This window comes from Vibrio sp. IB15, from assembly GCF_016406055.1.
Lineage (GTDB): Bacteria > Pseudomonadota > Gammaproteobacteria > Enterobacterales > Vibrionaceae > Vibrio > Vibrio chagasii.
Window position 1 is genome coordinate 87,798 of the sequence record NZ_JAEFCE010000012.1, and the last position, 13,994, is coordinate 101,791.

Below are 13,994 nucleotides of genomic sequence, written 5' to 3' on the forward strand. Positions count from 1 at the left end.
AGTGCGAATGTGAGAGAACATGAGCGCACTAATTGCTTCCCATAGCGACGATGAAATGGCTTAGCTCTAATGCGTTAGACTAGTACATCCGCTCGCTTTGAGCGCAATCAAGTCAATTTAATGACAGTTAGTCGTCATTCTTGCTGTTTTTCATGCGGTTAAAATTTATCTTTGAAAGCGAATGGTATATATTTGTTTGATCTATATGAATTTGCGCTGGTTTGTGATCATCAAAAGAACATTTACTCTTCTTATCGCTACGTTATCAGTATCAGTAAACGCGTTTGCTGATTCTTTGCCTGAGCGTATCGATAATTTCACCAAACTATTTGATCATGAAACGGCAATCGAATCTTATGATATTCGATTGCTTCAGGCTGATTATCCGACACGTTTGATCACGCCTTCTTCAATGCTGCCGCAAACAGCAGAGTACCCATTAAAAGATATTCAACGCTTATACCAGTTATCAAAAACCTGTAGCGGTAAGTTGCCGTTAAGCCCATTAATAACGGAGCCTTTGGTGTTTACACGTGCGATGTGTAAAGGCACTAAGCTATCTGACCGTTGGTTTAGCCGTAGCGGTCTGATTCACCCAGGTGGTGGCTCTTATGCAGCACGTTACGTTGAGAAATACCCAGAAAAGTTCGATGCGCTAAAACGCTTTATGCACATCCAAGAGCGTCCAAATACTGAACAGGATGAACTGCTATCTCGTTTGCAGCAGATGGACAATGAAGCCATTACCGCGCTTCTGGCTGGCGCAAGCATGTTTGTTGAACTTGATGAAATGTGGGTCAAACGGGGCGACAGATATTACCTATACAAAGAGTCTGACTGGCATGAAAATGCGACGTTAGCAGGGTTGTCGTTCAGCTTATCTTCAGAAGGTAAGAGCTGTTTCGTCCAACGTGGTAATGTGTGTTGGGAAATTGAAGATCACTCTGAACTGCTTCAGGTCGCAATGTTCATCTTGGTGATTGCCAACATCATGCTTGTGCTAGGTTGGGCGATATACCGTTGGAACAGTAAGAAACAGGAATTGAAGAGTCGTATGTTGGTTCTTCAGATCTTAACGCACGAACTGAGAACGCCGATTGCGAGTTTGTCATTGACTGTTGAAGGGTTCAGGCGAGAGTTCGAACACTTACCTGAATCGGTATATGATGAATTCCGTCGACTGTGTGAAGATACACGTCGTTTAAGACAGCTAGCAGAGGCAAGTAAAGACTACTTACAGTCAGACAATCAACCACTTGCAACAGAGTGGGTACCAAGTGTACAAGAGTGGTTAGAGTACAAAGTTGAAGAAGATTTCGCTCCTGGAATCGAGCTACGAATCAACCAAGATATTGCTGCGAAAGTGAACGTATATTGGTTAGGAACCTGTATCGATAACCTGATCAGGAACGCTGTTAAATACGGTGTCGCACCAGTGATACTAGAACTGAATACTTCTGACAAGAAGCTGACATTCAAAGTTATAGATAATGGAGACTTGTCCCGCAAAGACTGGGGGCAACTAAGAAAGCCATTCGTTAGTAAGAGTGGACTAGGTTTAGGTCTGACGATAGTAGAATCTATGGTTGGAAAAATGGGCGGTCACATGACGTTAATCGGCCCCCCGACAACATTTATTTTGGAGATACCTTGTGAAACAGACATTGCTTCTCGTTGAAGATGATAAGAATTTAGCTGATGGCCTATTAGTTAGCCTAGAGCAAGCTGGGTATGAATGTTTACATGCTGAACTGATCTCTGAAGTTGAAGGCTATTGGGAACAAGCGGATCTAGTTATTCTAGACCGTCAACTTCCTGATGGTGACTCAGTAGACTCACTTCCAAGCTGGAAGAAAAAGAAAGATATTCCTGTAATCTTGCTGACTGCACTGGTTACGGTAAAAGACAAAGTAGCGGGCCTAGATTCAGGCGCTAACGACTACCTAACGAAGCCATTCGCAGAAGCAGAGTTGTTTGCTCGTATCCGTGCTCAACTTCGCCTACCAGATGCTGAAGAGCAAGACGCGTCAAAAGTTATCGCTCAAAACCTTGTTATCGACAAGACAACACGTGAAGTGTTTTTTAATGAGCAAGAAGTCACGTTAACACGTACTGAGTTTGATCTTCTGCTGTTCTTGGCAAGCAATCTTGGCCGCGTATTTACACGCGACGAACTGCTTGACCACGTTTGGGGTTACAACCACTTCCCAACAACACGTACAGTAGACACGCACGTTCTTCAGTTAAGACAGAAACTGCCAGGTCTAGAGATTGAAACGCTACGTGGCGTTGGCTACAAGATGAAAGCGTAATGAAAAAAGCCTTACTTCCACTATTAATACTGTCGAGCGTGGTTAACACCGCGTACGCCACAGATTGGTTTAAGAGCAGCGATGCTCTCACTCAAGTGCATAAACATTTGTTGGATAATGATCTACCGCAGATGTTTGATTCTCTAGTGGAAGTTTGGCAAATCAATGTTTCTCAATCTCGAGAAGAGCACCTCAATGAACTGTTCGACCAAGCGTTGAACAAAGATTGTGGTAAAACCCTCACTAAGAAAACGCTACCGGACTGGATTAGCTCGGTTGTTGTTAAGAGACACATCATCCAAAGCCCAGGTCGAGACACATTTCGGGTTTCAATTGATGTCGAATCTGAACAAGAAATCCAAAACATCACCTTCGAAAAGTGGGTAGATAAAGTCGTTTCTTCCGATAGCGAGTTCACCAAAGAAAGCGAAGTGGTTAACAACGCCTCGGTCAGTTTGTACCGCAAGCGCTATAACTTAGCGTCACAGCTCGATTCTGGCTTGTATCGCCTGAACGTAAAGGGCGAAGGGGGTAACTCTTGGAGTACATGGATCATTTTGGGTGAAGTTGCCATGCGTCAGCAAGTACGCTGGGCTTCAAAAGATACGTGGCGAATAGATAAGAAAGACCTGCTTAACCCATACTGTCCGCTTCCTAAGCTAGAAATCGGTTTGTACGATTATGTCAACGAGCGCTATGAACAAGTGTGGGGTAAGAGCTATGAATCGGATTACCCGATGAACCTGACAGGCGAAGATCTGCCCAATGACCGTTATGTTCTGGCGGTTTCTATGGTGCATTCGCGTTGGCAAGGTGACATAGCGATAGAACAAGCACAAACTATCAGTAAAACTTATGATATTTCTAGCGAAGAAGAGTTAAAGTAATTTAAAATTGTGCCGTTAACTATGTAAGGGATCTAACAAAGATAAACGGCATGAAAAAAACTACTAAACTACTCGCAGCGTCAATTGCATTCGCCAGTCTTCCTATTTCAGCAGCAAACTACGCCATTGAAGCGCGTGGTGATGCAATGGGTGGTGTTGGTGTTGTTTCTGCAAACTTCCTAACCGCTCCATTCTATAACCCAGCATTGGTTGCCATTTACCGTCGCAATGATGATATGGGTATGATTACACCTAGCTTTGGTGGTAATTATAATGATCCTAACGATATGAAATCGAATATCGATAGTGTCATTGACGCTTCAAATACTGCAGACTTAGATGCCGCTCTTAACAAACTTGATGGTAACCAGGCGAACGTAGAGCTTGGTGGTGTTGTGGCGTTCGCGCTACCTAACCAATTTGTTGCTGCAAACCTATTTGCTAAAGCCTACACAGAATCTTTTGCGACACCTGATGTTTACACAACCGGTTCCGATACGGACAAAGTTGAGTTGTCTACTGTTGAAGCGGTTTCAATTGGTGTAGCTGAAGTTGGCCTTTCTCTTGCTAAATACCAAACCTTTATGGGCCAACACATCTCTTTTGGTATTACTCCTAAGATTCAACGCATCTACACATACAACTACATTGCATCGGTTAACGATTACGATCTCTCTGACGTAAGAGAAAACAGCAATGGTGAAACTGCATTTAACATGGATGCAGGTGCGCTTTGGTTCTTCGGACCGTTCCGAGTAGGTGTTGCTGCAACCAACTTGTTCTCAAGAGATATTGAGACGAAAGATACAACCCGAACGTTAACTAGCAGCACAAGTGGTGCCACTCACCAAGTTGGTGGTAAATACGCTTATCAGCTTGAGCCAGTTTACACTGTAGGTGCGGGTATCGTGTCTGACTACTTCTCGTTAAGTGTCGATTACGATTTGAATGAAACTGAAAAGTTTACTTCGTTTGATGACAATGAGCAGATGATTCGTGTTGGTACTGAAGTTGACCTATTGCGTCAAATGCAGCTAAGGGCAGGGTACTACAAGAACCTCGCTTACTCTGATTCAGAAGGGACCATCACAGCGGGTATCGGTTTGTCGCCTCTTAATTTGTTTCAGTTAGATCTAAGTGCTAACTACACAAACGAAAATGCAATGGGTGCATCTATCAATTTTCTTGCTAGTTACTAACAGTCCTTATATAGTTCTGCTCCTAAACAAAGGAGCAGAGCATGCTAAACGACTTACCAACCCTTTCTCACGAAGAGCAACAGAAAGCTGTTGAGCGAATTCAAGAAATGATGACCCAAGGTGTCAGCACAGCACAAGCTATCAAAATCGTTGCTGAGCAAATTCGTGAAGAAATGAGTAATAAAGAAGAGTAGGGCATTAGCCCTTCTTTTTTACGCGTTTAATGCACTATAACTAAATATATTACACTGTAGTATATTCTCTCGTTCATACCAACACTTTATTCGTCCTGAATTTTCACCTATCCAAAACGCTTAAGTTAATTTTATTCAGTAAGTTACATCGGAGTAATCAACTTTAAGGGCTTTTTTGGGTTTCTAACTGTAATTAAATTACAGTAAGATCTGAAAGTTAAACAACTGGCATGTCTGGTGTCAGCATTTATGTCACCAGGCATGGGTTGTTCAATATTCGAGCTTTTTCAACGATCGTGACGCTGTGAATTCAATTCTTAGCGAATAGATTAAGGTAAGCCTCATGAGTAAGGTTTTGTGGTTTGAATGTGGGAGTGTTTGTTACAAGCACCGATATTAAGATATTCAGCGACAGATCTGTGCATCTATCGCTGTTTAGACTTAAATACGCATACTTCAAGTGCAGCAGAACGCATTAGCTGAGGGGGCTTTAGTACGTCAAATACAAGGTTTGTGTTGAGGTGGATAGTGATTTATTTAAGTGTGTGGTTTGAACTTAAAACAAGTTGGTTCACAGCCACTAGAGTGAGCAGGTAGATTAGAAGACTTGCCATGCAAAAGTGACGAGCATTAAGGGACTTAGATACGCGCAGGTGAAAAACGAAGAGGTGGAATCAAAACGTCACGACTTGTTTTCGTCCGTTGTTCTTTGCTTCATACAGTGCTTTGTCTGCTCGTTTGATTGCAGAACGTATAGACTCATCCTGCTTAAGCTGTGTGACACCAGTAGAAGCTGTCACAGTTAACCCGTTCGGCCATGCCTTTGTGTCCATTTCAAGGTATAAGTTATCGATTGATTCGTGACACTGTAGCGTTGTTTGTTCTAGACAAACAAGTAGAAACTCCTCACCGCCCCAGCGATAAAGTAAATACTGTTCACCAAGGGTTTCGTATGTGGTAGCGACAAACTGAACGAGAACTTTGTCGCCTATTTCATGGCCGTGTTGGTCGTTGATTTGTTTGAAATGGTCTAAGTCAAACAACGCGACGTGAATCATTTTTCCTTGTTGTGCTAACCATTCGAAATCATAGAAGGTATCTAGCGCTTCGGTTCTGTTTCTGCAGCCAGTCAACGGATCTGTTGTGGCCTTTACCTTTAACTCTTCAATCTCTTGGGTTAGATGGCGTTGTTGCCGTGCTAAGCGCCTTTTGTTTCGTCGAGCGATATGTAGAGCACAACAGACATAGTAGACGGCATATATTACCCATAGCCCAACTAAAAGCTCACCGAGTAAAGCCTTGCTGATGATTTTACCGTGGAACACAATGCTCGAGATATTAAGTGAATGATGTCCAGCAAGCGTGCTAGCACCAAGCCCGAGTTCAACAGATACCGCGTTCGTGATGTCTACCGCGCTATCAGAGACAGGGCGGTTATAATGATCAATCCACCAGAAAGGGACATTGAAGTAGCCTAAGTCAATGTGGCTTGCGTCAGGTAGCGAGAAGTCTAAGCGATTGAACTTGTTAGACATGGCATCGCCTTTCACACTATAACCTTCGTTGTAGTTCCGAATGTAGAAGCGAAATCTTGGGTTTTCTTGTCCTTTGTAATCCATGTTAATGGTTACCGAGTCGTACGTAGAGAGATCTAACCCTTTTCCTTCTTTCGATATAACGAATTCAACCTCACAGAAAGGCTTGCTGTAGATTCGCTTAAAGTCACACTGTAACTCAATTCCGCTGTTTGATTGATATAATGAGGCCACCGTACCGCCATCATGATCTCTGTCTGTATTGGCGAGTGTAGGGTATTTGTCTGGACTAATGACGTAGCTCTTGTTCATTAGTTTATCAAAAGAGACTAGCGACAATAGGGTGATTGCCAAGCAAAAAATCGAGAGGAATATGTTGAGTTTGCGGAATGCTTTGGCGCTCATGATGTTAATCCGTACACGTGATTCGAACCTAATACGAAATGCCTTAGAGTTGGCGTAATCGAAGATTAGAGTATTAGTATCGTTGGAATTGCTATACCTAAAACTGTTCTAGAAGTGACGGTTATACAGCAAACTGCGCCATTAGACCAAGATGAAGTTTAAAAATTGAACTCAGAGCATTGATTTTGAATGTAATTTACTCAGCAAGTACCGTTTTTACGGGTAGATAAATTTAACTGTATAAATATACAGTTAAATTTTGAGTGGATTTGTTTGTCGTGATTAGAGCGAATCTACGTCCTTTATGAGCTCGCCAAGTAGCGGACCATCAGCAAACTGTTCATTAGTTCTAATTCAACAATGTTGCACTGTCACTTTTAGGGTGTGTAACTTTAGTGAGTAAGTAGAACGTATGAAGATAACCACTAAACAAACACCTGAATTGTTGGCACTTATACACGATCGGAGCCCGATTTTTGTAGATTTGAGCGCTGGTCACGTTGAACATAGAGCTAATAGCTAGTGATAAACGAGATTTGGTAATGGCTAGGTTAAAGATCTTAAGTCTCCGCAGGTTCATAGGTACAGGTAGTACGAAGCGCAGTTTGCCAAAGAGTGTGCTCAAACCTGTAGACTCAAATGTGCTCGTAGATAGCTTTGGTATAGGCGTCTCCGCTGTTAAAGCTTGAAACAACCAAGCGCAGGAAGCATTGCATCACAATGGATAAAATTAAGTACGTAGATTTTGTTATGTAGTTGAAGCATTCGTGTATGTTAAATCTGAAAGCACAACAGCAGGATAACTTACAAAGTTTGCACACAGGAATCTTTAGCCATTGTTGTAAGTTAGGAGGAATTAAACGTTTTAAAAATTCAGTGGTTAACATCAGATGAGAATTTCTTTTTCGTGAACAAAGCAATGCAATGGTTCTAACATTAGAAATTGGGTTAAAGGCGACTTGAACAGGTGCGCTGGGTTTAGAGCCTATAAGGTTGTTTTACTGGCGTAATGAAAATGGTGTGAATTATATGGAGCTAACGTGTATCCAAATTCAAAAGTGCTTAAACGAATGAAACTAAGCAGCGCGTATGTAAAATCTGCCAGGAATAAGGCACTGAACCCCCTCAGATTTTAATGTTTATTACTGCGTATTATGTCTGCTTATGTTCAATGGTGCATATCTTATCATTACAGTGCAACCTCTTGTATTTAGGGGTTTAATCTGTGAAGTATCGCGAAATGAGTAAGAATTACATTTTTCGAGAATTGGAATGCCAAATGACCAAGGAAGAGGTCGCTGAACTGTGTTTTAAAAGTGTGAGAACTGTCACAGGGTGGGATGATGGAAACCCAATACCACCAGAGTGCAAAAGGCTCATGAGAATGGCAAAGGGACGTGAACTCAGCGCGAATAAAGACTGGATACGGTTTAAAATGCACTACGACAAACTAGAAACTCCTACGGGACAGAGAGTAACACCACAGCAAATTTTAGCAGGGTTAGCTTTATTAGAAATACAATCTGAATTAGAGATAAGGACTTCAACGTACTTGATAAAAGTTGCTAGGTGTCTAGCTAAAATTATGAGTTAAAAAAAGCTCCGAAAGGAGCTTTTGAAATTATGTGTCATCAAATCACTTCTAATGACTCGGGCCAAATGAAGTAAGCACCAAATCGTTTGCTATATTTAGACTCGGCACCTTGTTTCTTTCCAGATTCAGTTAAAGTGTGCTTCCCGTCTTCTAGTGAAAGGTAACCCTTAGTGACACATACTTGAAGAAAGTCATCAGTTTTGAGCTTATGCTTTTTAGCAAGTTTGGAGGATGTTATCTTGGCTCCTTCGTCAACGACCGGTGGCTCTTCAATATCATTTTTATCGATCGAATCGGATGCAATCTTTTCTAAAGAAATCCTAACCTCATCGCTAATACGGATGATGCGTTGTGCCTCTTCGTAAGACTCTTTGTAAATCTCTGCATCTTCGTCACGGTCAATGAAAATACCCATCTCGTTATTGTTTACCTGACTGAACTCATACAGATTCAAACTTGTGATAATGCATGAGCTTTCATTCATATAACACTTTGCATGAAGGTTCTTACAAAAGCTTGTACGAACAAAAGAAAGCCCCTTGAGCCAGTTAATCTCATCAGGCTGTAGTTCACTCTTACCATAGACAATTCTGATATCGATTTTTAAGCGGTCTTTATCTTCTAAAAGTTCTCGAATACGATCATTAAGTTTGAGAAAAGGGCTGATAAGAATCAGTCTTTCTGAAGCGTTTTTGATTAGCTCTTCGAGGTAGTAATTTGTAGCACTTGTGTTTAAAAATTTAGCCATTTCATACCCCTGACATATAAAACCTAGCACATACAGGCTACTTTTAAGATAGCGTTGGATCAAGTAGTAGAAATGAAAAACGCGTGATCAAATGCCACGCGTTGTGAATCACTCTTAAATGCTTTGATATGAATTTCCTATGCACCATCTTGGACTAATTTACGGATTAAGCTCGCCAGTTCAATAGTAGTTTTCACATATCTTTCAGCTTCATTGTCAGTGAGTACAAATTCTTCTTGGTGAGTTGCTTGGTTTCGTAACATCATTAGTCTGCGATAATCGTCATACAAAGATGATGGAAGTTTTTGCTCGTAAACAATACCACGAAAAACTTTAGACATTTGAACATTCGATGGCTCGTACCCATACGATCTAATAAGCATAGCTGTACTTGCTTCTACTTCCCTCCAAGCTTCAGTGATTGCTGAACGTGGAGAAATTTCAATTAGTTGATTTATCTTATTAAGCACATAGTTATAGCTGCTACTAGCAGCATTACCTTTGGCGCCCATTTTCTCATTAGTTTCAGCTAAGCTAATTTCCGCCTTTGCCAAATCTTTATCAAAGTTGGCTTCTAAGTTCCCATACTTAAATCGACTTAAGCTAGGAAGTAATTGTCGAAGTTGCCTCTTAAACAGAATTAAAGACACAAAGACTACCAACGGCCAAACCGTAACTTCCCAAAACTTAATAAAAAGTTCGATTGAGCTAAAAACTAACTCAAAGGTCGTCTTTTCTTCCATTATCAATCCTCGATTTAAAACCACATTCTTATCAATGCTGTGTTAGGGTGCAGCAATAATCACTCTTAAACGCTTTGGTATAGCTGTACTCAAGATACCTGCGGTTTCTTCTTTTCTAGGCTCGCGATGATTAAAGGTGTGGCAGCCCCTAAGTGAAGTGCTGCTAGTTCGTTAATGTTGACACCAACTTTTTGATAGACGAGGGCAGTTAAACCTCCAAGAACGACCATAACCAGCGTGACAACCCAATAAAAACCAGATCGCAACCAATCGGGCTTTTCTCCTTTTTTGGCATGTCTAAGCTTATATAGAGCCAAAGCTTCAGGTAATAAGCCACCAATAACTCCCCATGTGAAAACTTCTACAACTGTCATGTTAGCTTCCTGTCTTGGCTGAATTAACTGCACGGAACGCTGTCCAATAATCTCCAATTACCGACTTTCTTTTCCTCAAAGTGTACAAACTACGGCCATACCTATCTTTCATAATGGACTTTCTAATCTCAGGCTCTGAATCTAAATATTTCTTAACTTCTTTTTCAGCTACTTTAAGTTCTTTAGCCAATCCTTCACTAGTTCTATAGTCCCACCTTTGGTCATACAAAGCCTTAATCAAGTCAGGTTTGCTTAAGGCTTTCTTGCGTTTTTTACGCTTGTTTTTATCGGGAGCATCCGTAGATTTATTCATTATTCCTCCAAAACTATAACGGCCTGTTAAGCTGTGATTAATATAGGACCAAAGCTATCGCGCACAACACTAATCAATAAAATCAATACCTATAGAAGTGACACTTGCTAAGAAGCAGTCTTAATCAATTTGTTTGTGTCTTTTTACGCTTTCTTTGAGTTGATAATGTCTTCTAGGTGCTTTTTGACCTTTTGGGGGTTTTTGACATTTGGAACAATAACCCAAGCACCGAACGCATAAATCTTGAACGTCGAATAACCTAAAAATCTGCCGAACAAAGTTGTAATAGTTTCTACATTTTCAACATTATCTAAACTAAGGCTGTCTTCAAATACTGTAAGAATTCCTTGTGTTACAGATAACTTGTCACCCTTAACAGAAACCTTTACAAAATATGGCTGTAGTATTTCACTTGATTGTTTGAGGACCAGGATCGCTGGTAATACGACCATACTTAAAAGCACGTCGGTACTAAAATCCTCTCCAATCAAAAACTCACCGATTGCAGTAAACAGCCAATACACAATAGCCAACCCGACTAGCTGAAAAAAAATGTCGACAATCTCTTCAATAGCACATGGTAGCTTTGCGACTTCAATTCTATCAAAACTATTCAATACAACCTCGATTTACCATTAATATATATTGCTTGCGATATGGCTCCTAGCCTCATCTCGCAGCACATTGTGACGCTTCATGGTGAACATCTCAATAGATAAGCTTCATAGTTTCAATAATATAAATAAATTGCATAAACGCTTGATTGCTTATTTTCATCTAACTAAGGATACCTCGAACCCTTGAAGCATGGTGGAATTTACCCCCGTGATACAACACGGGGGTTGCTGCCCACAGCGTCGCGCTCGCTGTTCAGCTCTCACGACTCACGCGAAGCTGTGAGCAGAAGCCGTGTGCACTAAGGCAATTGACTAAACACCCAAATGGCAGAAATCAAAAAAGCAATATGACTTAATAAATCACCAACCGTTAATGACAAAGCCCATTCAATCATTTAACACTCCTTTCATAATACGCACTAGGGCAAAAAGTAATCTCGATACAAGACATGACACAAACGAACAAACTGAACTACAGCAATAAAAATAAGTAAGTATTCCATAACGCTAAAAATCCTATAGTAAAACTATAACCACCCAGACACACTCAACAAAGCCTGCCAAAATTTAAGAGCGCCTAGCAAGATAAAGGGTTTTCGTTTTCCTCTCCATCATTGCTACGCTACGCTGCTTATCGCTCAACAACCTAAACCGACCCCTTAGCATTATCGTGTTCGCTTATCCCTGCGGGGCTTGTACATCACATGCTAAAAATATCGACTTTCTTAATCACATCATCACCACGACCTGCTATTAACTCATTATCGTCTGACTTTGAAACGGGACTCGAAATCGGTGGACACGTTAAGAACCTAGAACCAGATTCAAACTCCACTCTGACAAGACAATGATCAACTAACTCGAAATGATAGCCATAACGAGCCAAAACAGGCGAACGGATATAAAAGGAATCTGCCCCCTTATCAATCCTAAAGACGAACAAAGGAAAATTACCAGTACGCTTAACGAATGGACTCTTATCGACAGATGTTAAATAGACAGCGTCAGAACCATTAAAGACCGGAAAAGCAGCGTAGAAAGGGTTTACAGCATCAGCAACAGCTTGAGAACTAACTTGATTATAATCACCGCCAGAAGCCAACCGCACAGAATTTTGCCCACTTTGAGCAGGAGCATTTTTAAATACTGAAAGACCAGGCGAATGAGATAAGCTAGACGTATTAATATTGGCTTGGTTCGAAACAACTTCTTCAACTTCACCCACATCAGAATCAAATAGTACATGTGACAAATCCAACAAAAATTTCCCCATAGCGCCAAGGCCGATAAGGATAGCTAATATAAATTTCGGAGACTTCAAAACTGAAATATCCGACTTAGTAGAGTTAAAGCCGCCCGTTCCCGTTGATTGGTACAACGCGAACACATCAACAGGAATTTTCTTATTCGTACTGCTAGCCATATCCGACTTAGTAGAAGGAGCTGTCTTAGTAGACTTAGGAGGATGGTTAAAAATACGAGGCTTACGACTACGAAAAAAGGTATCAGTTGAACGATGTGAATACGCTTCACCCGCACAGCCTTTTAACCAAGTAGGGATTGCAGTGTAATCAGGCGTGAGCATGACAATATCCCATTGATACTTCCTATGACGCATAAAAGCACCGTAGAAATCGAACGGGTAGAGCAGTCTGTTATTTTCATCTAATTGGGTTCGTTCACAATCGTCAACATCACCAACTTCAAACGAATCAGGGTCAACGGGAAGCCAACGAGAATAAAAAAGCTCTGAAAAGTCCTTCGGCAAATATTCAACAAAATCAGAAAAAGGACGCTGCAAGAACTTCTCGCGCTTGAATCCCGCTTCAGGGCAATACAAATCCTGACATTCATCAATAACCACGAAAGCACCGAGAGGCATCCAGTTAAACCAATTTTGCCACAACATCACCCCTTCACTAGAGCGCGTAAAAATGCGAATCAATCGGGCTGAATCAGGAAACTTTTCACCCAGTAATTCTTCAATAGATTCCTTTGGCTTTAAACCCTCGATATTAGTCACCACAATGCGCCCCTCGCGCAAAGCGGGAAGAATCTCAAACCATGTTACATAAGCAGTTTTATAAGCCCCGTTAGAGCCATGACGGAAAGAAACAGCCATATCACCACCCCATTATTCTAAGGACAAACGCAGTCGCGTAAGCATCAACAATAATCCGAACTGAATCAACAATACCGAATTGATAACAAGCGGAACGTAAATCACTAGGAAGCCCATTAAAAGCATTATTTAAAACGGTGTAGACTTCATAATCTGCCAATAAAAGAGAAGCAATATCACTTGCTAATTCAACGCCCATTATTTGCATTGAAATATAAAGACTAATAAACCAGTAAAAAGCATAATTGAAACAATCCCTAATTAATAAAGGAATAGTGCTAAAAAAATCAACAACATCATTTAAAGAATTAGCTAAATATTGAAAAGCTTCGTATATAAAATCCATAATTAAACCCTAGAGCGACCAGAGGAAACAATAATGAAAGCACCAAACAATGTAGCAATGAATAAAATAACATTTCTAATTAAAGCGACATTTTGAGAACCTAACGTATTAAACAAATTGAAATTCACATCAACACCCCAACGAGTAAGATTAAATGACGTAGAATCATAATTACCATTTTTAAAAGACATTGAACCCGTTTTAAATATGGATTCAGAAGTCAAAGCTTTATATTGTTCCCTTAGTTGCTGAACATCACTTTCTAATTTAGTTTGAGCATCACGAAAAAGACTATTAGTAATAAAACCGTCACCCGTCACAGGTTCTAAAAAATCACCAGAAGAATTTAAACTATCAAAACCGTCATTAACAGCATCAGTAAGCCCTGATAAGTCAGAACCTAAACCACCAAGACCGTCATTAATGGCATCGGTAAGACCTGATAAATCAGAACCTAAACCACCAAAACCGTCATTAATTGCACCAATAACCCCGCTTAAATCAACATCACCCGATTGTTCTCCAGAGCCCGAACCAGAGCCAGAACCGGAACCAGAGCCAGAACCGGAACCAGAGCCAGAACCGGAACCACATAGCTCGGAAGA

15 protein-coding genes are annotated in these 13,994 nt (G+C 40.8%); 6 read left to right on the plus strand and 9 right to left on the minus strand.

What is annotated here, in order from left to right; translation table 11 throughout:
• The first annotated feature begins 205 nt into the window (after positions 1–205).
• The 5 genes from vxrA to JC606_RS06705 are packed head-to-tail and all read left to right on the plus strand — an operon-like array spanning position 206 to position 4,592.
• Positions 206–1,678, plus strand: coding sequence for a sensor histidine kinase VxrA (gene vxrA / locus JC606_RS06685; RefSeq protein ID WP_137407447.1), 1,473 nt, complete (start codon positions 206–208; stop codon positions 1,676–1,678).
• Positions 1,653–2,312 carry a response regulator transcription factor VxrB gene (vxrB, locus tag JC606_RS06690; protein ID WP_198778255.1) on the plus strand — a complete coding sequence of 220 codons (660 nt, stop codon included), beginning with the start codon at positions 1,653–1,655 and terminating at the stop codon, positions 2,310–2,312. Before vxrA ends, vxrB begins: the two co-directional genes overlap by 26 nt.
• Positions 2,312–3,199 (plus strand): DUF2861 family protein, encoded by an 888-nt coding sequence (locus JC606_RS06695; RefSeq protein WP_137407387.1) that lies wholly within the window; start codon positions 2,312–2,314, stop codon positions 3,197–3,199. Before vxrB ends, JC606_RS06695 begins: the two co-directional genes overlap by 1 nt.
• 50 nt (positions 3,200–3,249) lie before the next feature.
• A complete protein-coding gene (locus tag JC606_RS06700; protein ID WP_137407386.1) occupies positions 3,250–4,398 on the plus strand; it encodes a conjugal transfer protein TraF in 1,149 nt (382 codons plus the stop codon).
• 41 nt (positions 4,399–4,439) lie between these two features.
• A complete protein-coding gene (locus JC606_RS06705; RefSeq protein WP_008224757.1) occupies positions 4,440–4,592 on the plus strand; it encodes a YoaH family protein in 153 nt (50 codons plus the stop codon).
• A gap of 674 nt (positions 4,593–5,266) precedes the next feature.
• Here JC606_RS06705 and JC606_RS06710 read toward each other — a convergent pair.
• A complete protein-coding gene (locus tag JC606_RS06710; RefSeq protein ID WP_137407385.1) occupies positions 5,267–6,532 on the minus strand; it encodes a GGDEF domain-containing protein in 1,266 nt (421 codons plus the stop codon).
• A gap of 1,225 nt (positions 6,533–7,757) precedes the next feature.
• On the opposite strand from JC606_RS06710, the gene JC606_RS06715 reads away from it, so the two are divergent.
• Entirely contained in the window at positions 7,758–8,126 is a 369-nt protein-coding gene (locus JC606_RS06715; protein WP_198778256.1) for a phage protein, read from the plus strand.
• Positions 8,127–8,163: 37 nt separating this feature from the next.
• On the opposite strand, the gene JC606_RS06720 is transcribed toward JC606_RS06715, so the two are convergent.
• From JC606_RS06720 to JC606_RS06755, 8 genes are all read right to left on the minus strand, one after another.
• The gene (locus JC606_RS06720; RefSeq protein WP_198778257.1) at positions 8,164–8,874 is read right to left on the minus strand and encodes a phospholipase D family protein; all 711 of its coding nucleotides are present in this window, start codon (positions 8,872–8,874) and stop codon (positions 8,164–8,166) included.
• 137 nt (positions 8,875–9,011) lie between these two features.
• Positions 9,012–9,617 carry a hypothetical protein gene (locus JC606_RS06725; RefSeq protein ID WP_198778258.1) on the minus strand — a complete coding sequence of 202 codons (606 nt, stop codon included), beginning with the start codon at positions 9,615–9,617 and terminating at the stop codon, positions 9,012–9,014.
• Positions 9,618–9,706: 89 nt separating this feature from the next.
• The gene (locus JC606_RS06730) at positions 9,707–9,991 is read right to left on the minus strand and encodes a hypothetical protein (protein ID WP_198778259.1); all 285 of its coding nucleotides are present in this window, start codon (positions 9,989–9,991) and stop codon (positions 9,707–9,709) included.
• 1 nt (position 9,992) lies between these two features.
• Positions 9,993–10,304 (minus strand): hypothetical protein, encoded by a 312-nt coding sequence (locus JC606_RS06735; RefSeq protein WP_198778260.1) that lies wholly within the window; start codon positions 10,302–10,304, stop codon positions 9,993–9,995.
• Positions 10,305–10,447: 143 nt separating this feature from the next.
• On the minus strand, positions 10,448–10,921 hold the full coding sequence (locus JC606_RS06740; protein WP_198778261.1) for a PH domain-containing protein: 474 nt from the start codon (positions 10,919–10,921) through the stop codon (positions 10,448–10,450).
• A 700-nt stretch (positions 10,922–11,621) separates the two neighbouring features.
• On the minus strand, positions 11,622–13,043 hold the full coding sequence (locus JC606_RS06745) for a zonular occludens toxin domain-containing protein (protein ID WP_198778262.1): 1,422 nt from the start codon (positions 13,041–13,043) through the stop codon (positions 11,622–11,624).
• Between the two features lies 1 nt (position 13,044).
• Positions 13,045–13,389, minus strand: a complete 345-nt coding sequence (locus tag JC606_RS06750) for a hypothetical protein (protein ID WP_198778263.1) — start codon at positions 13,387–13,389, stop codon at positions 13,045–13,047.
• 2 nt (positions 13,390–13,391) lie between these two features.
• Positions 13,392–13,994: hypothetical protein (locus tag JC606_RS06755; protein ID WP_198778264.1), on the minus strand; the 603-nt coding region annotated here is incomplete at its 5' end.